A 22,235-nucleotide genomic window follows, 5' to 3' on the forward strand; every position below is an offset into this window, starting at 1 on the left:
CCTGAGTGCACGACCTGCTGACCTGGGTGCAGGGTCTGCCCACCCTGTGGATCTACCTGGTCGCCGCGCTGATCGTGGCGGGCGAGACCGCGGTGATCTTCGGCCTGCTCGTGCCGGGTGAGGCTACCCTGCTGCTGGTCGGCTTCCTCACCTACAACGGTACCTTGCGGCTCGGGCCGGCGTTGCTCGCGATGATCGTCGCGGCGGTCCTCGGCGATGGGCTGGCCTTTCGCGCCGGACGGCGGTACGGCTCCCGGCTGCGCGCCGGGCTGGGTCACCGGGTCGGGCCGCAGCGGTGGGCCCGCGCCGACGCCATGCTCGCCCGCCTGGGTGGGCGCGGGGTGTTCGCCGCCCGGTGGGTGGCTTTCGCCCGCACCCTGGTGCCCCGGCTGGCCGGAGCGGCCGGCATGCCGTACCGGCGGTTCGCCCTGTGGAACCTGGCCGGGGTGGTGACCTGGGTGGGCGGCTCGGTGCTGCTCGGTCACCTGGCCGGTGAGTCGTACGACACTGTCTCCCGTCTGCTCGGCCGGGCCACCGGGGTGGCGTTCCTGTTGCTGGCCGGCCTGGTCGGTGTGGTGCTCGTCGGCCGGTGGCTGGGTCGTAACCCCGACCCGGTGCGCGCGCTGCTGTCCCGGGCGGGCGCGTTGCCCCCGGTGCGGTGGCTCACCGCCCGCTACGGGGTGCTGTTCTTCCTGGTGGCCATGCGGATCGGCCCGGCGTGGACGCTGCTGCTCAATCTGGCCGCCGGGCTGCTGTTGCTGTTCGCCGCCGGGCTCGCCATCGCCGGTCTGCTCGCGGTGGCGGTGCGCAACAGTGGGCTGGCCGCGTTGGACGGCGCCATCGCGGGGTGGTTCGCTGCCCGGCGGACGCCGGACGCCGCCGACGCCGTGCTGGTCGTGGTGTCGGTGGTACGCGGGTCGGTGCTGATCCTGTTGGTGGCGCTGGTGGCGGCGGTGCTGGCGTGGCGCAACCGGCCCTGGCGGGCGGACCTGCTCAGCGTGGTCGGCACGGTGGGCGCGTTCGTGCCGTTGGTGGTGCTGGCAGTGGTGGCCGAGCTGACCGGCCCGAACGGGACCGCCCCGGGCGGCGGTGAGGCGGCCCCGCTCTCGACCCAGAACGCCGTGGTCGCGGCGAGCTTCTGCACCCTGGCCTGGCTGGTGTCGCGCAGCGCCCACTGGCCGGTGGCCGTGGCCGCCTGGACCGCCGCCGCTGCGGGGGTGCTCGGTGTCGGCGGCGCGCGGCTCTACCTGGGGTTGGACACGGCGAGCGGGACCGCCGCGGCTGTGCTGCTCGGTGTGCTCTGGACGGTGGTGTTCATGGTCGCGTGGGCGACCCGGGACCGGGCGGTGGGCAGTGGTCAGCCCCCGGTGGACCAGGCCCGGCGGCCGTCGGAGGGGCACCGCCGCCCGGTGGAACCTTGTTAGGGTGCGGCGACAGTCACACGGGGGAGGCAACGGCATGGTCCGACGGACCGATCGGCTGGCCGCCGCGGTGCTCGCCGGGCTCCTGCTGGCGAGCGCGCTGGTCGGCTGCGCCGGCAAGGGGGAGAGCCCATCGGGTCTGGCCGCGCCGGTCGCCGTCGCCGACGGGGCGACGGATGCCCCGTCCGACGAGGCCGGTGGGGAGCCGAGCCCGTCGGTGAGCGCCGTGGAGGCGATGGGTTCCGCGCCGAGTCGTAGCGCGACCCCGACCCCGAAGCCGACGAAGAAGCCGACCACTGTGGCGCCGAAGCCGCGTGCGGTGGCGAAGCCGCCCACCGAGACCGAGGTTCCTCCGGCGCCACCGAAGCCGGCGCCGAGCTCCTGCAAGCCGACGTACAAGGGCAGCCAGGCGACCCGGGCCGAGGTGAAGGCGGCGCTGACCGACGCGGCCAACCGCACCTACTGGCCGGTCTCGGCGCCGGACATCACGATCCCGCTCACACTTCTCAAGGCCACCGCCTGGCAGGAGAGCGGTTGGCAGTCCAACATCTACGCCTGCGACGGTGGGGTAGGGCTGTTGCAGGTGATGCCGGACACCGCGACCTGGATGAACCAGCGGTTCGAGAAGAGCTACAAGATCGACGCCTACCGGGACAACGCCTACCTCGGGGCCACCTACCTGGCCTGGGCGACGAAGTACATCGGCGACATGTACTTCGAGTCCGACTTCCGTCTCGACCCGGCACTGTGCACCAGCGAACTGGATTCCTGCCTGCTCAACGCGGTCATCGCCGCGTACAACTTCGGGCACGGCGCGGTGGCGCAGGAGGGGAAGCCACTGGCCATCCCCAACCCGTCGTACGTGCGCAACGTGCGGGCGCTGATGAGCGAGTGCGTCTGCCTGGCGTACTGACCTCGTCGGGGCCGTGCCGGATTGGCCACGGCCCCGACGTGTCGGTCAGTCGTGCGCGGCCACCGGCTCGGGCGAGCGCGGGGTGTCCGGCACCGGGTCGCGGGTGATGCGGCCGGGCCACCAGAAGCGGTCACCGAGCAGGAACGCCAGCGCCGGCACCAGGACCGTGCGGACCAGCAGGGTGTCGAGCAGGACACCGATGCAGACGATGATGCCGATCTGGGTCAGGGTGATCAGCGGCAGCACGCCGAGTACGGCGAAGACCGCGGCGAGCAGCACTCCGGCACTGGTGATCACGCCGCCGGTGACCCGCAGGGCGGAGAGCATGCCGTCGCGGGTTCCGGCGCTGCGGGCGTCCTCCCGGGCCCGGGTGACCAGGAAGATGTTGTAGTCCACCCCGAGCGCCACCAGGAACACGAAGGCGAGCAGCAGCACCCCGCTGTCCAGGGCGGGGAAGCCCAGCACGTGGTCGAAGAGCAGCCAGGCCGCGCCGAGGCTGGCGAAGAACGACGCGATCACGGTGAGCACCAGCAGCAGCGGTGCGAGCAGGCCGCGCAGCAGGAGCACGAGCACACCGCCGACCAGCAGCAGGATGATCGGCAGGATGAGGCGTAGGTCACGGTCGTTGGCCTCGTCGGAGTCGTAGGTGGCGGCCACGGAGCCACCGACGATCGCCCCGGACGGGGCGTCGGCGCCGGCGGCGGCCGGCGGCGCGGAGTCAGGCACGGCGGCGACAGCTGCGCGCAGCGCCTCGATCGCCCGGTCCGAGGCGGTGGTGCCGGGTTCGGCGTCGAGGACCACGTCGACCTGGGCGACGGCCGCGCCGGCGTCGCCGGGGCGCGCCGAGGCGACACCGGGAACCGCGGTGGCGGCGTCGGTGACCGCCCGCACCGCCGCCGGGGTGGTGATCACGGCGACGGGTTGGGTGCTGCCGGCGGGGAAGGCCCGCGCCAGGGTCTGCGCCCCGGTCACCGCCTCGGGCTCGGCCCGGAACTGTTCGGTCTCGGACAGGCCGGTGCGGATGCCCAGCCCACCCAGTGCCAGGCCGCCGAGCAGCACTGTGGCCAGCGTGGCGACCACCACCGGGCGGCGTTGCACTGTGGCGCCGAGTCGACCCCAGAGGCGGCCCTCGCGGACCGGCCCGCCGATGCGGGGTACGAACGGCCAGAACAGGCCGCGACCGAAGAGCACCAGCACGGCGGGGAGCACGAACAGGGCCGAGAGCATGGCGAAGACCACACCGGTGGCGCAGGCCACCGCCAGTGCCCGGTTGGTCTCCTGCTCACTGAGCAGCAGGGTGAGAACGCCGAGCACGACCGTGCTACCGCTGGCCAGGATGGGTTCCGCGGTGCGGCGCAGCGCGGCGCGCATCGCCGCGAACCGGTCCTCCTCGCGGCGCAGCTCCTCCCGGTAGCGGGCGATGAGCAGCAGCGCGTAGTCGGTGGCGGCGCCGAAGACCAGCACGCTGGCGATGCCGGTGACCTGGCCCTGCTGAAGGTTGATGCCGACGGCCGGCACGATGACGTCCACAGCGCGCAGGGTGAGCTGTTCGGTCGCGGCGACCACGACCAGCGGCACGATCCACAGGAACGGGCTGCGGTAGGTGATCAGCAGGAGCAGCGCGACAACGGCGGCGGTCACCGTGAGCAGGGTGATGTCGGCGCCGTCGAACACCGAGGAGAGGTCGGCGGTGAAGGCCGGGGAGCCGGTCACCTCGGCGGTCAGCCCGCCGGGCAGGTCCGCGAGGGCGGTGCGCAGCTGGGTCACCGTGTCGGTGACGGCCTCCTGCCCACCGGCGGTGTCCAGTGGCACGGCGACGAGGGCCACCGCGCCGTCCGGGGAGAACTGGGCGGGGCTGACCTGCCCACCCGCCGCGAAGCGGCGCAGGTCGTCGGCGCGAGCGCCGACGGTGGCCCGGTCGGCCTCGCTCAGCGCACCGCCGTCGCCCCGACTGACCACCACGATGGCCGGCTGCACGTCGCTGGAGGGCAGTTGGTCCTGGAGACGCTGCACCTGGGTCGACTGCCACTGCACGGACAGTCCGGTGGCGGAGACCGGTGCCGGGTTGTCCGGCTGGGGCGTTGCGAAGACGGCCGCGCCCACGACGATCGCGGCGGCCACTGTGAGCCAGGCGGCCAGCCGGCCACGAGCGACTCTGGTGAACACAGACATCAGATGACCCCAAAGTCTTTCGAAAGTCGAGTATCTTGATAGCCGAGATTATCCAGAGCTGTTCTATGCTGCAACCCGGGGGACCGACGACGGGAAGAGCGGCGCGAGGTGGCGACTCACGGCATGTACCGACGGCGCGACACGCGCCGCGAGCAGCTGGTCGCGGAGATCACCAACAACCTTCGGCGGTACGCGGTGGACGCCCAACAGGTCGGCCACGCCTTCGCCAACCTGCACGGCCTCAACCCGACCGACCTCCAGGCGTTGATCGCGGTGATGGACGCCGAGCTGCTCGGTGACCCCATCACCCCCGGCCGCCTCGGTGAGCAGCTCAACCTCTCCTCCGGCTCGGTCACGGCCCTGATCGACCGGCTGGAACGGGCCGGGCACATCCGCCGCGACCGGGACACCGTCGACCGGCGCAAGGTGCTGCTGCACTACGCCGACCAGGGCGCCGCCCTGGCCATGGAGTTCTTCCAACCGCTGGGCGCCCGTACCGACACGGTGATGGCCCGCTTCGGCGAGGACGAGCTGGAGGTCGTGCACCGGTTCATGGCCGAGATGAGCGAGTCGCTGCGGGGGCACCGCGACGCGGTGCGCGCCGCCCGGCCGGAGTCACCCCGCCGACCGACGGGCTGACCGGTGCCGGACCGGCTCGTCACCCGCCTCGCCAGCGCCGCGCTGCGCCTGCCACCGACCCGCCCCGGCCCGGTGCGGGTCACCCGTGACCTCCCGGTGCGGGCCCGCGACGGTGTGGTGCTGCGTACCGATCACTACGCCCCGGCCGTCGGCCCCGCGCCGACAGTGCTGATCCGCACCCCCTACGGGCGCGGTGGGCCCCTGCGGCTGCTCGGTCGGCTGCTCGCCGCCCGTGGTCGACACGCGGTGATCCAGTCCTGCCGCGGCACCGGTGGCTCCGGTGGGACGTTCGCCCCGCTGGTGCACGAGCGCGACGACGGGGTGGACACCCTGGACTGGCTGCGTCGCCAACCCTGGTGGTCCGGGCAGCTCGGCATGTTCGGGGTCAGCTACCAGGGCTTCGCGCAGTGGGCACTGGCCGCCGACGCCGGCGAGGAACTGCGCGCCATGGTCGCCGTGGTGACCGCCTCGGCCACCCGCGACTCGACGTACGCGGGGGAGTCCTTCGCCCTGGACACCGTGCTGACCTGGGCCGAGCTGCTGCACGCGCAGACCGTGCCGTGGCTGGCCCGGCAGTGGGAACTCAAGCGTGGGCAGCCCCGCCTGGCCGCCGCGCTGGAGCACCTCCCGCTGGCCGACGCCGACCGGGTGGCCACCGGGGTGACCATCCCGTTCTTCCAGGAGTGGCTGCGCCACCACACCCCGCAGGCCGCGTACTGGCGGACCCGGGTCTTCGCCGACCGGGTCGCCCAGGTGCGGGCGCCGGTGGTCATGGTCACCGGTTGGCACGACATCTTCCTGCCCGCCCAGCTCGACGACCACGCCGTGCTGCGCGCCGCCGGCACACCGTCGCGCCTGGTGATCGGCCCGTGGACGCACGGCAGCCCCGGCCTGTTCGTGGCCGCGCTGCGCGAGGGGTTGGCCTGGCTCGACGAGCACCTCCCGGCCGCGCCCCGACCGAACGGGCGGGCACGGTCAACCGTGCCACCCGTCCGGCTGTACGTCGGCGGGGCCGGCGGTGGCTGGCGGGACCTGCCGGACTGGCCGCCACCGGCGGTCGAGACCGCCTGGCACCTGCAACCCGGTGGTGGGCTGGCGGCGCGCCCTCCGGTCGCGTCGACGCCGGACGAGTTTCGCTACGACCCCGCCGACCCCACTCCGTCGCTGGGCGGGCCACTGCTCGTCGCCCAGCGGGCCGGCCCGGTGGACAACCGGAGCGTCGAGGCCCGGCGCGACGTGCTGACCTACACCAGCGCCCCGCTGACCGGGCCGGTCGAGGTGGTCGGCCCGGTCCGCGCCGAGATCCACGTCCGCAGCGACCTGCCGTACCTGGACGTCTTCGTTCGTCTGTGCGACGTGGACCGCCGGGGTCGCTCGTGGAACGTGTGCGACGGTCTGGTGCGGGTCACCCCCGAACGGTTCCCCGCCGACCCCTCCGGGGCGCTGCGGATTCCGGTGCCGCTCTGGCCGACCGCGTACCGGTTCGCCTCCGGGCACCGGCTGCGGGTGCAGGTCTCCGGTGGCGCCCATCCACGGTGGGCCCGCAACCCCGGCACCGGGGAACCCCTCGGCGCGGCGGTGACGCTGCGTGCCGGCCAGCGGCAGGTTCTGCACGACCCGGCACATCCCTCGGCGCTGCTGCTACCGATCGTCCACTCTGCCCCACCGCAACCTCCAATCTGAACAGACCCATCCTGAGCTGGGCGTTTGCCGAAAACGCGGGCTATGGTTGAGTCAACGCCCGGCGCCGTGCACCAGTAGGCCGGGCTCGTCCGAAGCCCAGCACCGCGTACGCGGTGTGATGTCGTGCCCGGTCCCCACCTCTCGGAAAGGGGGACCCCATGACCCGGGCCCCGGCTAATCTTCTGGCCGTCCGAAGCCTCCTCCTCACTCACCTCGACAACGCCCCCGGGCCGGACGACCTGGACCCGGGCGAGGTCGGCATCGTCGGCGACTCGGCCCACCGGGGCGGCTACCACTGCGGATCGGATCGGGTGGTCACCAACGACTACTCGGTGGTCGAGTCGCCCCGCGACCGGGCCGGGCTGACCCTCGACGCGGCGGCGCTGGATGTCGGCCAGTTCAATGTCCGCTCCGGTGGTCGTACGAACACCCTGCCCAGCTTCTCGGTCTGGTGCGTGGCGCAGTGCGCCGCGAACGCTGCCGACACCCGGGACATCCGCGAGATCATCTACAGCCCCGACGGCACCACTGTGAAGCGGTGGGATCGCCTCGGCAAGCGCACCAGCGGCGACAGCTCCCACCGCTGGCACACCCACTTCAGCTTCTTCCGCGACGCCATCAAGGCGGGCCGCGACCAGCGGCCCCTGTTCCGCCGCTACCTCAGCTCCATCGGACTCCTGGAGGACGACGACATGACCCCCGAAGAGCACAACTGGCTGGCCACCGTCCACAAGAACCTCACAGTGCTGGACGGCCGCAACCCGGTCGGGCAGATCTACACCCGGATGGCGATGGGTGAGGACGCCACCGTGAAGAACTACAAACCGGCCCACCCGACGCTCAGGACGCTCGCCGCTCAGCTGACCGCGGTGCAGACGGCGCTGACGGCGCTGTCCAACCAGGACTTCACCGACGAACCGGCGATCGCCCAGGGCGTGCTGGCCTCGCTGACGCCGGAGAAGATCGCCGCGGCCATCCCGCCCACCATGGCCAAGCAGGTCGCCGACGAGCTGGCCCGCCGGCTGGCCGCCTGAGCGAGGGCGGCCCGGGGCCGCCCGGGCCGCCCTTTCGGCGCATGTCCGCAACAGCTGTTGAGCAACAGATATTGCACAAGAGCTGTTGCGGATGCCATGCTCCTCGGCATGGACAGCTCCGACGTACGCCAGATCACCGACTCCCGGGTGCTGGCCGCCATGTCCCACCCCCTGCGCCGACGGCTGATGGACGTGTTCAAGGTCCACGGGCCCTCCACCGTCGGGATGCTCGCCGAGCGCACCGACCAGGCCCCCGCGAACGTCAGCCACCACCTCAAGGTCCTCGCCGCCGCGGACCTCGTCACCGAGGCGCCCGAGCTGGCCCGGGACCGGCGCGAGCGGTGGTGGCGCCTGGTCACCCGAGGGCTGCGCTGGTCCAACGCCGACTTCGACGCCGACCCGGCCTCCCGGGCGGTCGCCGACGCCGCCACCTCGCTCAACCTGGACCGGCACGTCGCCCTGGCCCGGGCCTGGCACGCCGCCGACGAGGTCGAGCAGGCATCCTGGCACGACGCCGCGTTCTCCACCGACCACTGGCTGCGCCTCACACCCGAGGAACTGGCCGAGCTGAGCCGCGAGATGATCGACCTTCTCGCGCGCTGGGCCGACCGGGACCTGCCCGACGACGACGCCGAGCGCAGGCCCGTCTTCGTGTTCGTCCACGGCGTGCCGGCTCGACCGTGACCACAGTCACCCGCGGCGATCCCACCGACGTCCGGCCGACCGGAGGGCTGCTGCGCCACCGCGACTTCCGACTGCTCTGGGCCGGCCAGGCGGTCAGCAGCGTCGGCAGCAACGTCACCACTGTCGCGTTGCCCCTGGTCGCGGTCGCCGTCCTCGACGCCGGCACCTTCCAGGTGGCGGTGCTCACCGCCGCGGCCTGGCTTCCCTGGTTGCTGATCGGCCTGCCGGCCGGCGCGTGGGTCGACCGACTGCCCCGACGACCGGTGATGGTGGTCTGCGACCTGCTCTGCGCGGCGGCCTTCCTCAGCGTGCCGCTGGCTGCCCTGCTGGGCCGGCTCACCGTCGCGCAGCTGCTGGTGGTCGCCCTCAGCGCCGGCGCCGCACGGGTCTTCTTCGAAACCGCCGACCAGGTCTACCTGCCGGTGCTGCTGCGACCGGGTCAACTGCCGGAGGGCAACGCCAAGCTCCAGGCGACCCAGACCGTCAGCTACGTCGTTGGCCCCGGCCTCGCCGGCCTGATCGCCCAGCTCACCGGTGCCGTCGCCGCACTGCTGCTGGACGCGCTCACGTTCCTGCTCTCCGCGGTGTTCCTGCTGCGCATCCGCACCCGCGAACCACGCGCACGCCGCGCGGAGCGGTCCCGATCGCTGCGCCGGGACATCACCGAAGGGCTGCGCTTCGTCATCCGGGATCCGTACCTGCGGGTGCTCACGGTCTTCGGCGCGGCCAGCAACATCGGGCTGACCGGCTACCAGGCCGTCCTGGTGGTGTTCCTGGTGCGTGACCTGCGTCTCGAGCCGGGCCTGGTGGGAGCGCTCGTCGGCGTGATGAGTGCCGGCGGTATCATCGGAGCGCTGGTCGCCACCACTGTGGCCCGGCGCTGCGGCACCGCGCGCGCCCTGCTGATCGCGGCGGCGCTCACCGGCCCGCCCGCGCTGCTCATCCCCCTCGCCGCGCCCGGCATCGGGCTGGCCTGGCCGGCCCTCGGCGGCCTGCTGATCGGCCTGGGGGTGGCCATCGGCAACGTGGTGAAGGGCGCCTTCCGGCAGACGTACACGCCGCACCACCTGCTGGGCCGGGTGACGGTGAGCATGCATCTGCTCAACTACGGCACGATCCCGCTGGCAGCCGTGCTGGCCGGTGTGATCGGCGCGCGCTACGGCGTCGGGACGGCAATCGTCGTGATGACCGCCTGGCTGGCGCTCACCCCGTTGATTCTGTTCGTTGGGCCAATCCGGAGGCGGCGGGACCTGCCCGCCGCCCCGGTGGCGTCTTGAGTGCGCTGCGACGGCGGCCGGAGAACCGACCGCCGCCACCGGCACGGAGCTACATCGGGCGGACGTTGTCCGCCTGCGGACCCTTCTGCCCCTGGGTCACCTCGAACTCGACCTTCTGGCCCTCGTTGAGCTCCCGGTAGCCGCTCGAAGCGATGGCGGAGTAGTGGACGAACACGTCCGGCCCTCCACCGTCCTGCTCGATGAAGCCGAAGCCCTTTTCCGAGTTGAACCACTTAACCGTGCCGGTTGCCATGCATCTCTCCCTGTTCAAAGCGGCTGACCCTCGGCCTCTGGCCGATGATCGCCCGTACCTGTTCGACAGTAACGGGCAAAACCCCGATCCGCTGGCCGAAGTGCCGTAGGTCTTTGACTGAACTCGGGTGAACTCTGCGCGGCGGCACGCGAAACCCGCCCCGACCAACCGCCGCTGGGGCATGCTTGCGCCGATGAGGGATGCCGCAGCCGACGCGCTGACCGAGCTGGAACGCGAGATCAACTCGCCCGGCGCCGGTCTGGACCGGCTCCGGTTGATGCCCACCCCGTTCGTCCCCGAGGTGCGGCTGCACCTGGCCGAGGACGCGATCGTCTGGTGGGCCCGGATGGAAGCCGTCGCCGGGCACGCGCTGCCGGCGCCGTACTGGGCGTCCGCCTGGGCCGGCGGGCAGGCCCTGGCCCGCCACCTCCTGGACCATCCGGAGCTGGCCGCCGGTCGCCGGGTGCTCGACCTCGCCTCCGGATCCGGGCTGGTGGCCATCGCCGCCGCGCTGGCCGGCGCCGCAGAGGTCACCGCGAACGACATCGACCCGTACGCCGTCGCCGCCGTCACCCTCAACGCCCGGGCCAACCACGTGGCCGTCGACGCCACCGGGGACGACCTGCTCGACAGCACCGAGGCGAAGGTCGACCTCGTGGTCGCCGGAGACGTCTTCTACGACCGCGCGATGGCCGACCGGGTGCTGCCCTTCCTGCAGCGGGCCGCCGCCGCAGGCGCCGACGTGCTGGTCGGCGACCCCGGCCGCGGACACCTACCGACGGACCGCCTGAGCGTGCTGGCCGACTACCCGGTGCCCACGACCGAACCGTCGGTCGACTCGTCGCTACGCCACGTGCAGGTGCTGCGCCCCGTCTGAGGCGGTACCCCGACTCAGGGGCGACCCCGAGGCGGATACCAGGGGTCACTGGGGGCTACGACCCGATGTCCGAAGTGGCACGTTGGCCATAGCGTCGACGCATGACGCAATGGCTGGCCCAGATCGGAGAACTACCGGTTCTGCTGCTGATGGGTGCGCTCGGGCTCGTCATGCTCTTCGACGCCGTACCCCTGCTGGGTGTCCTCATCCCCGGCGACATCGCGATCCTCGCCGCGGTCGGCGTCGGCCGCCCGAGCACCGGGCTTGCCACCTTCGCCGCGGTGCTGATCGGCTGCCTGGCCGGCTGGTCGCTGAGCTTCCTGATCGGCCGTCGTTACTCCGACCGGCTGCGCCACAGCCGCATCGGCGGCTGGATCGGCGAGACCCGCTGGACAGCGGCGGAAGGCATCCTGCGCCGCGGCGGCGGCCGGATGATGGTCGTCGCGCCGTTCCTGCCGGTCTTCAACGCGCTACTGCCACTGGCCGCCGGCGGGCTGCGGATGTCGTACCGCCGATTTCTCGGCTGCGCGACGATCGGCGCGGCCGCCTGGGCCGGTCTCTACCTCGCTCTGGGCACCGCGTCGCGGTCGGTGGCCGCGCTGCTGCCGGGCGACCCCAGCCCGCTGGTGGTCACGATGGGGGTCGGGCTGGTGCTGGCCTCCGTCGCGTTGCTGGGGGCGCGGCGGCGGCTCTTCGCTGTTGTCTCGTGATCGTTGGTGGTTGCGGTGGTGGGGCGGGGGCCCGCCGTGCCCGGCTCCGGGCGGTCAGGCTTGATCCCTGCGCCGGGCACGGCGGGCCCCCGCCCCCGTCGTGGTGCCGGTTCGTGCGGGGGTTCCGCCTACGCCGGTGGTTATTGATCTTGGTGGTTCTCGGTCGACGTTGGGTCTTCTGGTTGGCGGTGGGTTACCAGCCTCTTGCTTTCCACTGGGGGAGGGCGGGGCGTTCGGCACCCAGGGTGCTGTCCTTGCCGTGGCCCGGGTAGAACCAGGTGTCATCCGGTAGCTGGTCGAACAGCTTCTGCTCGACGTCACCGATCAACGCCGCGAAGCGCTCCGGGTCCTTGTCCGTGTTGCCAACGCCACCTGGGAAAAGGCTGTCCCCAGTGAAAAGATGTGGGGTGCCGGCCGGGTCCCGGTAGAGCAGCGCGATCGAACCCGGGGTGTGCCCCTTGATGTGGATGACCTCCAACGCGCAGTCGCCGACCGCCACTGTGTCGCCGTCGGCCAGCCGCTCCGCCTCGATCGGCAGCCCCACCGCGTCGTCGGCGTGCACCAGCGCCCGCGCACCGGTCTTGGCGACGACCTCCTCCAGCGCCACCCAGTGATCCATGTGCTGGTGGGTCGTCACCACGGCGGTGAGCCCACCGTCACCGATCAGTTCGAGCAACCGGGGGGCCTCGTTGGCGGCGTCGATCAACACCTGATCACCGGTGCCCGTGCACCGCAGCAGGTAGGCGTTGTTGTCCATCGGGCCCACCGAGAGCTTGCTGATGGTCAGCCCGTCCAGCTCCCGAACCGCCGGTGCGCCGCCGTGCGTGACGTCTCCGCTGTATGTCATGACGTTTCTAGATCCATTCCGGTGGAGTAGGCAGGGGGCCGTCGGGGATGACGGAGAGCGGGGCGCCGTCGGCACGGCCGATCAGCCAGGCGGCGAGATCGGGGGCGGGACCGGCGACGATCGGGGCGCCGACGCGTTCCCCGATCACCACCTCGTGCTCGGTGTCGTCGAGGCGCAGCACCATCGACGGCGGTGTCGGCCCCATGGCGTGGTGGCTGGCCGCCTCGCGCAGCAGTCGGTGGGCGAACGTCTCCGACCAGTGCGCGGCCCGGTAGTCGGCGGCCAGATCGAGGTGGTGAACCTCGATCTCCCGCAGCCGACCCCAGACGAGCAACGCGGCCGGCCAGGGGCCTTTACGCGCCTGCACCGTCGCCGCCCAGGCGTCGGCCGGCATCGCCGCGACCGCCTCGGCGAACAGGTCCGCGGTGCGGCGCAGGTCGTCCAGATGCTCGGCCGCTGGCCGGCTCGAACCGGCTTCGATGTCTGCCGTGCGGGCCTCCAGCGAGGCGTACATCGGCAGCGCCTCCCCGGTGCGGGCCGAGGTGAGCAGGTTGACGAAGCCGTCGGCGTTGCGCGCCAGATGCGCCAGCACGTGGCCGCGCGTCCAGCCGGGCAACAGCGACGCGGCGGCAAGGTCCGCGGCGTCGAAAGACGCAGCGGTACGGAGTAGTCGGCTGGTGGCCGCGTCCACCTCGCCCATCAGCAGCAGCGGATCCGTGGTCACCCGTCGACCCTAGCGGTCCGCCGTCGCGCCGTCGCCGGGGAAATCGCTTTCGGCGCGTCGGCGCGCGACCTACCGTCAGCGGCAGACGCGGCACCGGGACATCGGACGGAGGTGGTGATCATGCCGGACGTGGCACGCGTGTTCCGCCATCACCAGCTTCGACACCGATGAGGATGCCATGACGATCGATCTGACCGCCCTCGGCTGGGACGCCGAGCGGACGGCGTACGCCGCACGCCGCGGCGAGCACCAGCCGGGGCGGGTGGCCCGGGTGGACCGGGGGGTCTGCACAGTGCTCAGCGCGGCCGGCCCGGTCCGGGCCAGCCTGGGTGGGGCGGTGCTGGCCGCCGCGGCGCGGGACCCGTCCGCGCTGCCCTGCGCCGGGGACTGGGTACTGCTCACCCACTGGCCGGACCGCCGCGTCACAGTGGAGGTGGTGCTGCCGCGGCGTGGCGCGCTGATCCGGCGTACCGCGGGCAAGGACGCCAGCGGCCAGGTGCTGGCCGCCAACCTCGACGCCGCCGCCGTGGTGGAGCCGGTGCACCCCGAACCGGACGTGGGCCGGATCGAGCGGCTGCTCTCCCTGGCCCACGAGTCCGGCGCCCGGCCCCTGGTCGTACTGACCAAGGCGGACCTCGCGGCCGACCCGGCCGCGCTGGCCCGCCAGCTGGCCGCGGTCGCCCCCGGAGTGCCGGTGCTGCCGGTCAGCGCCGAACTCGGCCTCGGGCTGGACCCACTGCGCGCCGAGGTGGCGCCCGGTCGCACGCTCGGCCTGCTCGGCCCGTCCGGGGCGGGCAAGTCGAGCCTGGTCAACGCCCTCGTCGGGGCGGTGATGATGCCCACCCAGGCGATTCGGCGCGTCGACGGCAAGGGTCGGCACACCACCACCTGGCGGGCGCTCGTACCGATCCCCGGCGGCGGGGCGGTGATCGACACACCCGGCGTGCGGGCGGTCGGCCTGCTGGACGGCGCGGTCGGGCTCGACCGGGCATTCGCCGACATCGCCGGGCTGGCCGAGGGCTGCCGGTACGCCGACTGCGGCCACGACGGCGAGCCCGCCTGCGCCGTCAGGGAGGCGCTGCACACCGGCGAACTCTCCACCCGCCGGTGGGAGAGCTGGCGACGGCTGCAGGGTGAGGTGGCCCACGAGAGCCGACGGCGGGAGGCCCGGGTGGCGGCCGAGCGGCGCGGCGGGTGGCGTTCGGCCCGACGCCGGGCCGCGCGCCCGCCGACGCCCGGCGGCTTCTGACCGGGCGCCCGCCGACGCGCGGGCGCCCGGGCTTCCGGGTGGCGCGTGTTTTCGGGTGGCCCGGGCTTCCGGATGGCGCGGCCGACCGGGCTGAGCTGGGGGAATGTGCGGGCGAGGGAAACTGTCGTACCTCGGGGCTAGAGTTGCCGAGGCGTGTTTTCCGCGCCCGCACGACCGCTCAAGACCGCCCAGAGCGGGACACATCCTTCGCTTTTTCTTCTCCCGGGAGTACACGCACCGTGGCCGACCGACTGATCATCCGTGGCGCGCGCGAGCACAACCTGCGTGACGTCAGTCTCGACCTGCCCCGGGACGCACTCATCGTGTTCACCGGGCTGTCCGGGTCGGGCAAGTCGAGCCTGGCCTTCGACACGATCTTCGCCGAGGGGCAGCGCCGCTACGTCGAGTCGCTCTCCTCGTACGCCCGGCAGTTCCTCGGCCAGATGGACAAGCCGGACGTCGACTTCATCGAGGGCCTGAGCCCGGCCGTCTCGATCGACCAGAAGTCCACCTCGCGTAACCCGCGTTCGACTGTCGGCACCATCACCGAGGTCTACGACTACCTGCGCCTGCTCTACGCCCGCATCGGTGAGCCGCACTGCCCGGTCTGCGGCGAGCGCATCTCCCGGCAGAGCCCGCAGCAGATCGTCGACCGGGTCCTCGCCATGGCCGAGGGCACCAAGTTCATGGTGCTCGCCCCGGTGATCCGCGGCCGCAAGGGCGAATATGTCGACCTCTTCGCCGAGCTGCAGGCCAAGGGCTACGCCCGGGCCCGGGTCGACGGCGTGGTGCACCCGCTGACCGAGCCGCCGAAGCTCAAGAAGCAGGAGAAGCACACCATCGAGGTGGTGATCGACCGGCTCACCGTCAAGCCGAGCGCCAAGCAGCGGCTCACCGACTCGGTCGAGGCCGCGCTGGGCCTCTCCAGTGGCCTCGTCCTGCTCGACTTCGTCGACCTCCCCGAGGACGACCCGGACCGCGAGCGCCGCTACTCCGAGCACCTGGCCTGCCCCAACGACCACCCGCTCGCCATCGAGGATCTCGAGCCGCGGGTCTTCTCCTTCAACGCGCCCTACGGCGCCTGCCCGGAGTGCACCGGCCTGGGCACGAAGAAGGAGGTCGACCCGGAGCTGCTGGTCCCCGACCCGGAGCGCAGCCTGCGTGAGGGCGCCATCCAGCCCTGGTCCACCGGGCACAACCTGGAATACTTCCTGCGCCTGCTGGAGGCGCTCGGCGAGGCCCAGCACTTCGACATCGACACGCCGTGGCGGGCGTTGCCGGCGCGGGCGCAGAAGACGATCCTGCACGGCTCCGACGACCAGGTGCACGTGCGCTACCGCAACAAGTACGGCCGCGAGCGCTCCTACTACACCGGCTTCGAGGGCGTGGTGCAGTGGATCGAGCGCCGGCACTCCGACACCGAGTCCGAGTGGTCCCGCGACAAGTACGAGGGCTACATGCGCGACGTGCCGTGCGCGGCGTGCGGCGGTGCCCGGCTCAAGCCCGAAGTGCTCGCTGTCACGTTGGCCGGCAAGAGCATCGCCGAGGTCTGCAACCTGTCCGTGGGGGAGTGCGCCGATCTGCTCGCCGGCATCGAGCTGACCGACCGGCAGAAGATGATCGCCGAGCGGGTCCTCAAGGAGATCAACGCCCGGCTGCGGTTCCTGCTCGACGTCGGCCTGGACTACCTCTCCCTGGACCGCCCGGCCGGCACGCTCTCCGGCGGTGAGGCGCAGCGCATCCGGCTGGCCACCCAGATCGGTTCCGGCCTGGTGGGCGTGCTCTACGTGCTCGACGAGCCGTCGATCGGGCTGCACCAGCGCGACAACCACCGGCTGATCGAGACCCTGATCCGGCTGCGCGGGCTGGGCAACACGCTGATCGTGGTCGAGCACGACGAGGACACCATCCGCACCGCCGACTGGATCGTCGACATCGGGCCGGGCGCGGGTGAGCACGGCGGCAAGATCGTGCACAGCGGTTCGGTGCCGGCGCTGCTGAAGAACAAGGAGTCGATCACCGGGGCGTACCTGTCGGGTCGCCGGTCGATCCCGACGCCGACGGGCCGCCGTCCGCAGGATCCGGCCCGCGAGCTGGTGGTGCACGGCGCGCGGGAGCACAACCTGCGCAACCTGACCGTCTCGTTCCCGCTGGGCCAGCTGATCGCTGTCACCGGGGTCAGCGGCTCGGGCAAGTCGACGCTGGTCAACGACATCCTGTACGCGGTGCTGGCCAACCAGATCAACGGCGCCCGGCTGGTGCCCGGCCGGCACACCCGGGTCTCCGGTCTGGAGCACGTGGACAAGGTCGTCGGCGTGGACCAGTCGCCGATCGGCCGGACGCCGCGCTCCAACCCGGCCACCTACACCGGAGTCTGGGACCACGTCCGCAAGCTGTTCGCCGAGACGACCGAGGCGAAGGTACGCGGCTACGGCCCGGGACGGTTCTCCTTCAACGTCAAGGGCGGCCGCTGCGAGGCGTGCTCGGGTGACGGCACCATCAAGATCGAGATGAACTTCCTCCCCGACGTGTACGTCCCCTGCGAGGTCTGCAAGGGCGCCCGGTACAACCGGGAGACCCTGGAGGTGCACTACAAGGGCAAGACCGTCTCGGACGTGCTGGAGATGCCGATCGAGGAGGCCGCCGAGTTCTTCTCCGCCATCCCGGCCATCCACCGGCACCTCAAGACGCTCGTCGACGTCGGCCTGGGCTACGTCCGCCTCGGTCAGCCCGCGCCGACCCTCTCCGGTGGTGAGGCGCAGCGGGTCAAGCTCGCCTCCGAGCTGCAGAAGCGCTCCACCGGGCGGACGGTCTACGTGCTCGACGAGCCGACCACCGGTCTGCACTTCGAAGACATCCGCAAGCTGCTGATGGTGCTGGAAGGGCTTGTCGACAAGGGCAACACGGTGATCACCATCGAGCACAACCTCGACGTGATCAAGACCGCGGACTGGCTGATCGACATGGGTCCCGAGGGTGGCCACCGCGGCGGCACCGTGCTCGCCACCGGCACCCCCGAGGAGGTCGCCGAGGTGGCCGAGAGTCACACCGGCGAGTTCCTGCGCCAGGTGCTCAAGCTCGACGGCAAGGCCAAGGGTGCAGCTGCCGCCACCACCCGGGCCGCCAAGGCCAACGGCGCGACCAAGGCGCGGGCCAGCCGTAAGGTGCCGGCCGGGGCGCGCTGACCTCTGTGCGTGTTCGCGTGGCGGGGCGGGGCGGGTCGGTCGACGACCCGCCCCGCCCCATTTGCCGGGTCGGACGAATGCCGCGATGAACCATCCGGCACAGTTGCCCGTGTGGAGAAGTGTGGCCGGCTATCGACCGGCAGCGGGCTAGAGAGAGGCGAGGCATGAGTGACGATCAGGCGCTGACCGGTCCGGGTACGCAGACACGCCGTACCCTGCTCACCGGCGTCGGGGCGGTCGGCGCGGCCGTCGTCCTGGCTGCCTGCGGCAGCGACGACGGCGGCACCGGCAGTGACGCACCCACCAGTGGTGGCCCCGCCGTGCCCAGCACGGGTGACGCCGGCGGCGGCGACCGCCAGGGTTCCCAGTCGTTGGCCACCACCGCCGACATCCCGGTCGGTGGCGGCAAGGTCCTCGCCGCCGAAGGTGTGGTCATCACCCAGCCCACGGCCGGCCAGTTCAAGGGCTTCAGCCCGATCTGTACGCACCAGAACTGCCCGGTGACGAACGTCGACGGCGGCACCATCAACTGCACCTGCCACGGCAGCAAGTTCTCGATCGAGGACGGCTCGGTGAAGGGCGGCCCGGCCACAAAGCCGCTGCCGCCGAAGAACATCAAGGTCACCGGCGACCAGATCTCGCTGGCCTGATCCGACGCGGGGCCAGCGGGCTGGCCCCGCCGCCGGACGCTGACCGGCCGGTCGGCCCGGCGCCGCACTATCGAATCGCGTTTCGGCAAGTCGGGGTGTCTGCGGTGTGCCGGCACCCCGACTTCCCGGACGCGGAGTGGATCACGCTTGCGGTGGGCTGTCGGTGCTGCGGACTAGGCTTGTTGGCGTGGCTGACCCCTCGACCTACCGTCCCGCACCCGGCACCATCCCGGAGCTACCGGGGGTCTACCGCTTCCGCGACGGCACCGGCCGGGTGATCTACGTCGGCAAGGCGCGAAATCTGCGCAGCCGACTCAACTCCTACTTCGGCGACGTCTGGAACCTGCACGAGCGCACCCGGCAGATGGTCACCACCGCCGAGTCGGTGGACTGGATCACCGTCGGCACCGAGGTCGAGGCGCTCCAGCAGGAGTTCACCTGGATCAAGCAGTACGACCCGCGGTTCAACGTCCGCTACCGCGACGACAAGTCGTACCCCTATCTCGCCGTCACCCTCGACGAGGAGTACCCACGGCTGCAGGTGATGCGCGGCGCCAAGCGCAAGGGCGTGCGGTACTTCGGCCCCTACTCGCACGCCTGGGCCATCCGGGAGACCCTCGACCTGCTGCTGCGGGTGTTCCCCGCGCGGACGTGCTCCGCCGGGGTGTTCAAGCGGGCCGGCCAGGTCGGTCGTCCCTGCCTGCTGGGCTACATCGGCAAGTGCTCGGCGCCGTGCGTCGGCACCGTCTCCGCCGACGAACACCGGGCCATCGTCGACGGGTTCTGCGACTTCATGGCCGGGCGCACCGACACCATGGTCCGCAAGATCGAACGCGAGATGACCGAGGCGAGTGAGCAGCTGGAGTTCGAGCGGGCCGCCCGGCTGCGCGACGACGTGGCCGCACTGCGCCGGGCCATGGAGAAGCAGACAGTGGTGCTCGGCGACGGCACCGACGCGGACGTCGTCGCGTTCGCAGACGACCCACTCGAGGCGGCCGTGCAGGTCTTCCACGTCCGGGACGGCCGGGTCCGCGGCCAGCGCGGCTGGGTGGTGGAGAAGACCGAGGATCTGACCACCGGGGACCTGGTGCACCACTTCTGCACCCAGGTGTACGGCGGCGAGCACGGTGAGGCCGACGTGCCTCGCGAACTGCTGGTGCCCGAGCTGCCCGCGGACGCTGACGCGCTGGCCGAATGGCTCTCCAACCACCGGGGCAGTCGGGTGTCGCTGCGGGTGCCGCAACGTGGCGACAAGCGCTCCCTGATGGAGACGGTGGAGCGCAACGCCAAGGACGCGCTGGCCCGGCACAAGCTGAAGCGCTCCGGTGACCTGACCACCCGGGGCAAGGCGCTGGACGAGATCAGCGAGGCGCTGGGCATGAGCACCTCGCCGCTGCGCATCGAGTGTTTCGACATCTCCCAGATCCAGGGCACCGACGTGGTCGCCAGCATGGTGGTCTTCGAGGACGGGCTGCCCCGCAAGAGCGAGTACCGGCGGTTCATCGTCCGGGGCGCCACCGACGACCCCTCCGCGATGTCCGAGGTGCTCCGGCGCCGCTTCGCCCGCTACCTGGACGCCAGGGCCGAGACGGGCGAGGTGGGCGTGGAGTCGGCCGACGACTCGGCCGCCCCGGGAGGCGCCGTCGATCCGCAGGTCGGTGTCCTGATCGACCCGACCACAGGCCGGCCCCGAAAATTCGCGTACCCGCCGCAGCTGGTGGTCGTCGACGGCGGCGCCCCACAGGTCGCGGCCGCCGCACAGGCCCTCGCCGACCTGGGCATCGACGACGTGGCCCTGTGCGGGCTCGCCAAGCGGCTGGAGGAGGTGTGGCTCCCGGACGACGAGTTCCCGGTCATCCTCCCGCGCACCTCCGAGGGGCTCTACCTGCTGCAACGGGTGCGCGACGAGGCTCACCGGTTCGCCATCACCTTCCACCGGCAACGCCGCTCCAAGCGGATGACCGAGTCGGCGCTGGACCACGTACCCGGCCTGGGTGAGGTGCGGCGCAAGGCGCTGCTGCGGCACTTCGGCTCACTCAAGCGACTCTCGGCCGCGACGGTCGAAGAGATCACCGAGGTGCCGGGGGTGGGTCGGCGCACCGCCGAGGCGATCCTGGCCGCCCTGGACACTGACACGAGGGCCGGCGACGGCGCGGAGGCGAAGGCCGGCGACGACACAACGGCGAAGGCCGGCGATGGCACAACGGCGAAGGCCGGCGATGGCACAACGGCGAAGGCCGGCGACGGCGCGGAGGCGAAGCCCAGCACCTGAGCGCGGCTCGCGCTCGCCCTCGTCGGGTGGTCGCGACCCCGCATGATCGTGCTCGATCCTTGTTGTAGTGGCCTCGTGGCATGGGGAAGGCCCTGTTTCCTGGATCGAGCGCGATCTTGGGCTGGGTTCGCGCGGTGTTTCTATCCCGAAGTGGGCCTGCGCGCGTGGCGATCTGCACCCGGGGTGGCGCTCCGCGCCGGGGTGGCGATCTGCACCCGGGGTGTGGCATGTCCACGATCTGCGCACTATCGGTGAAAGTGCTGCCTCACGGCGTGCCGAGGCAGCACTTTCACCGACGTTGCGCGGATCTTGGGGCGGAGCGGCGTGGTGTGGGTTTCAGACAGGTCGGTGGGTTCGGGGCTGGGTCGGTTTGGGCCGGGCCGGGTCGGGCCGGGTCGGGCCGGGTGCACCAACGGCGCAGACCGGCTTGATCCACTCGGCTTTCATGATGTCGGGGTATCCCCGGCACCTGGACGCCGCGTTTTCAATGAACCCGAGTCGATCACCCCGCCCTGACCGCCGGTCCGTTTCGCCGGCTGGGTGCCTTGTCCGGTTTGACCCCGGTTGTCGGGTGGTCGGGGCCACCCCGGCGGTGGAATCGGGGGCCGGCCGGGGTCGTTATACCTGGCATGCCACCGCGACCGCCGGGTCGTGGGGCCACGGTAGCCGCCGGGAACATCCGGCAGGCCGCCCCGGTTACATCCCCGCACGGCCGAGCACCACAACGGCCAGCGGCCGAGCACCACAACGGCCAGCGGCCGAGCACCACAACGGCCGACCCCCAGCAGGTAGGCGGAATGACCCGCCACCGGCAACCGTTACACCCTGTCCCGACGCCGACCCCCCTCGCGGGTCGCCGGGCAACAAGCTTCCCCCGCACGACCACACCCCCTGAGGTTGTGCGGGCACCCCCGATGCAGAGGAGCACGCCATCATGCGTACCGATCTGATCCGTAAGACCGCCCTGACCGCTGCCGGCCTCGCGTTCACCGGTGGCGCCATCGCCGGCCCCGTCACCACCGCCTTCGCCGCCCCCACCACCGGCAAGCCGGCCACCCAGACCCAGACCGACCGCAAGGGCCACGGCGAGCGCGAGCTCGGTGTGCGCTACGAAGCGCAGCCGAACTTCTACTACTGCGGCCCCGCCGCCACCCGTAACGCCCTGTCCGTGCAGGGCAAGGACATCAACGTCGATGACATGGCCAAGGAAATGGGCACCACCGAGGCCGGCACCAACTCCATCAACGACATCACCCCCGTGCTGAACAAGGAAACCGGCAAGAACGACGCCTACCGGTCGGTCGAGATCAGCACCCCCGACGCCAACACCAAGCAGACCGACACCCTGCGCGCCGACATCGTCAAGACCGTCGACGACGGCCGGGCCGTGGTCGCGAACATCGCCGGCACCAGCACCGACACCGACGGCGGCGTGCACTCCTACGAGGGCGGGCACTACATCAGCGTCGTCGGCTACCGCGACAACGGCAACACGGTGAAGATCGCCGACTCCGCCGACCCGAACACCGCCTCCTACTGGATCAGCGTCGAGCACCTCGCGGACTGGATCGCCACCCGCGGCTACGCCACCAGCTGACCCACCGCACCACGACGAAGGGCCGGACCCCACCACCGGGGTCCGGCC

18 protein-coding genes are annotated in these 22,235 nt (G+C 71.8%); 14 read left to right on the forward strand and 4 right to left on the reverse strand.

Annotated features, from left to right (window positions below):
* Window positions 1-5: 5 nt before the first annotated feature.
* Both OH804_RS03105 and OH804_RS03110 read left to right on the forward strand, forming a co-directional pair.
* Entirely contained in the window at window positions 6-1,424 is a 1,419-nt protein-coding gene (locus OH804_RS03105; RefSeq protein WP_406062605.1) for a DedA family protein, read from the forward strand.
* 34 nt (window positions 1,425-1,458) lie between these two features.
* Window positions 1,459-2,334, forward strand: coding sequence for a lytic transglycosylase domain-containing protein (locus OH804_RS03110; protein WP_406062607.1), 876 nt, complete (start codon window positions 1,459-1,461; stop codon window positions 2,332-2,334).
* Window positions 2,335-2,379: 45 nt separating this feature from the next.
* Here OH804_RS03110 and OH804_RS03115 read toward each other — a convergent pair whose 3' ends face one another.
* On the reverse strand, window positions 2,380-4,506 hold the full coding sequence (locus OH804_RS03115; RefSeq protein ID WP_406062609.1) for an MMPL family transporter: 2,127 nt from the start codon (window positions 4,504-4,506) through the stop codon (window positions 2,380-2,382).
* Window positions 4,507-4,629: 123 nt separating this feature from the next.
* Between OH804_RS03115 and OH804_RS03120 the strand changes: the two genes are divergently transcribed.
* The 5 genes from OH804_RS03120 (at window position 4,630) to OH804_RS03140 (ending at window position 9,823) form a co-directional block, all read left to right on the forward strand.
* Window positions 4,630-5,145, forward strand: a complete 516-nt coding sequence (locus tag OH804_RS03120) for a MarR family winged helix-turn-helix transcriptional regulator (RefSeq protein ID WP_184187997.1) — start codon at window positions 4,630-4,632, stop codon at window positions 5,143-5,145.
* A 3-nt stretch (window positions 5,146-5,148) separates the two neighbouring features.
* Entirely contained in the window at window positions 5,149-6,828 is a 1,680-nt protein-coding gene (locus OH804_RS03125) for a CocE/NonD family hydrolase (RefSeq protein ID WP_196924438.1), read from the forward strand.
* A 158-nt stretch (window positions 6,829-6,986) separates the two neighbouring features.
* Window positions 6,987-7,862, forward strand: coding sequence for a hypothetical protein (locus OH804_RS03130; RefSeq protein WP_406062611.1), 876 nt, complete (start codon window positions 6,987-6,989; stop codon window positions 7,860-7,862).
* 108 nt (window positions 7,863-7,970) lie between these two features.
* Complete coding sequence (locus OH804_RS03135) at window positions 7,971-8,546, forward strand: ArsR/SmtB family transcription factor (RefSeq protein ID WP_406062613.1); 576 nt, start codon at window positions 7,971-7,973, stop codon at window positions 8,544-8,546.
* Entirely contained in the window at window positions 8,543-9,823 is a 1,281-nt protein-coding gene (locus OH804_RS03140) for an MFS transporter (RefSeq protein ID WP_406062615.1), read from the forward strand. The genes OH804_RS03135 and OH804_RS03140 overlap by 4 nt, the downstream gene beginning before the upstream one ends.
* A 49-nt stretch (window positions 9,824-9,872) precedes the next feature.
* On the opposite strand, the gene OH804_RS03145 is transcribed toward OH804_RS03140, so the two are convergent.
* Window positions 9,873-10,076: a cold-shock protein gene (locus OH804_RS03145; RefSeq protein ID WP_007462771.1), complete on the reverse strand. Its 204-nt coding sequence runs from the start codon at window positions 10,074-10,076 to the stop codon at window positions 9,873-9,875.
* A 193-nt stretch (window positions 10,077-10,269) separates the two neighbouring features.
* Between OH804_RS03145 and OH804_RS03150 the strand changes: the two genes are divergently transcribed.
* Complete coding sequence (locus tag OH804_RS03150) at window positions 10,270-10,953, forward strand: methyltransferase (RefSeq protein WP_372433019.1); 684 nt, start codon at window positions 10,270-10,272, stop codon at window positions 10,951-10,953.
* Window positions 10,954-11,054: 101 nt separating this feature from the next.
* Complete coding sequence (locus OH804_RS03155; protein ID WP_406062617.1) at window positions 11,055-11,663, forward strand: DedA family protein; 609 nt, start codon at window positions 11,055-11,057, stop codon at window positions 11,661-11,663.
* A 193-nt stretch (window positions 11,664-11,856) separates the two neighbouring features.
* On the opposite strand, the gene OH804_RS03160 is transcribed toward OH804_RS03155, so the two are convergent.
* Window positions 11,857-12,510, reverse strand: a complete 654-nt coding sequence (locus tag OH804_RS03160; protein WP_196924433.1) for an MBL fold metallo-hydrolase — start codon at window positions 12,508-12,510, stop codon at window positions 11,857-11,859.
* A gap of 7 nt (window positions 12,511-12,517) precedes the next feature.
* Window positions 12,518-13,234, reverse strand: a complete 717-nt coding sequence (locus tag OH804_RS03165) for a maleylpyruvate isomerase family mycothiol-dependent enzyme (protein ID WP_406062619.1) — start codon at window positions 13,232-13,234, stop codon at window positions 12,518-12,520.
* Window positions 13,235-13,412: 178 nt separating this feature from the next.
* On the opposite strand from OH804_RS03165, the gene rsgA reads away from it, so the two are divergent.
* The 5 genes from rsgA (at window position 13,413) to OH804_RS03190 (ending at window position 22,187) form a co-directional block, all read left to right on the forward strand.
* Entirely contained in the window at window positions 13,413-14,483 is a 1,071-nt protein-coding gene (gene rsgA / locus OH804_RS03170) for a ribosome small subunit-dependent GTPase A (RefSeq protein ID WP_196924431.1), read from the forward strand.
* Window positions 14,484-14,722: 239 nt separating this feature from the next.
* Window positions 14,723-17,668: an excinuclease ABC subunit UvrA gene (gene uvrA / locus OH804_RS03175; RefSeq protein ID WP_196924430.1), complete on the forward strand. Its 2,946-nt coding sequence runs from the start codon at window positions 14,723-14,725 to the stop codon at window positions 17,666-17,668.
* A gap of 164 nt (window positions 17,669-17,832) precedes the next feature.
* The gene (locus OH804_RS03180; protein ID WP_406062622.1) at window positions 17,833-18,318 is read left to right on the forward strand and encodes a Rieske (2Fe-2S) protein; all 486 of its coding nucleotides are present in this window, start codon (window positions 17,833-17,835) and stop codon (window positions 18,316-18,318) included.
* 187 nt (window positions 18,319-18,505) lie between these two features.
* On the forward strand, window positions 18,506-20,590 hold the full coding sequence (gene uvrC, locus OH804_RS03185) for an excinuclease ABC subunit UvrC (protein ID WP_406062624.1): 2,085 nt from the start codon (window positions 18,506-18,508) through the stop codon (window positions 20,588-20,590).
* Window positions 20,591-21,524: 934 nt separating this feature from the next.
* Window positions 21,525-22,187 (forward strand): C39 family peptidase, encoded by a 663-nt coding sequence (locus OH804_RS03190; RefSeq protein WP_196919247.1) that lies wholly within the window; start codon window positions 21,525-21,527, stop codon window positions 22,185-22,187.
* Window positions 22,188-22,235 lie beyond the last annotated feature (48 nt).

It is taken from the genome of Micromonospora sp. NBC_00860, assembly GCF_045207375.1.
GTDB classification, from domain to species: Bacteria; Actinomycetota; Actinomycetes; order Mycobacteriales; family Micromonosporaceae; genus Micromonospora; species Micromonospora vinacea.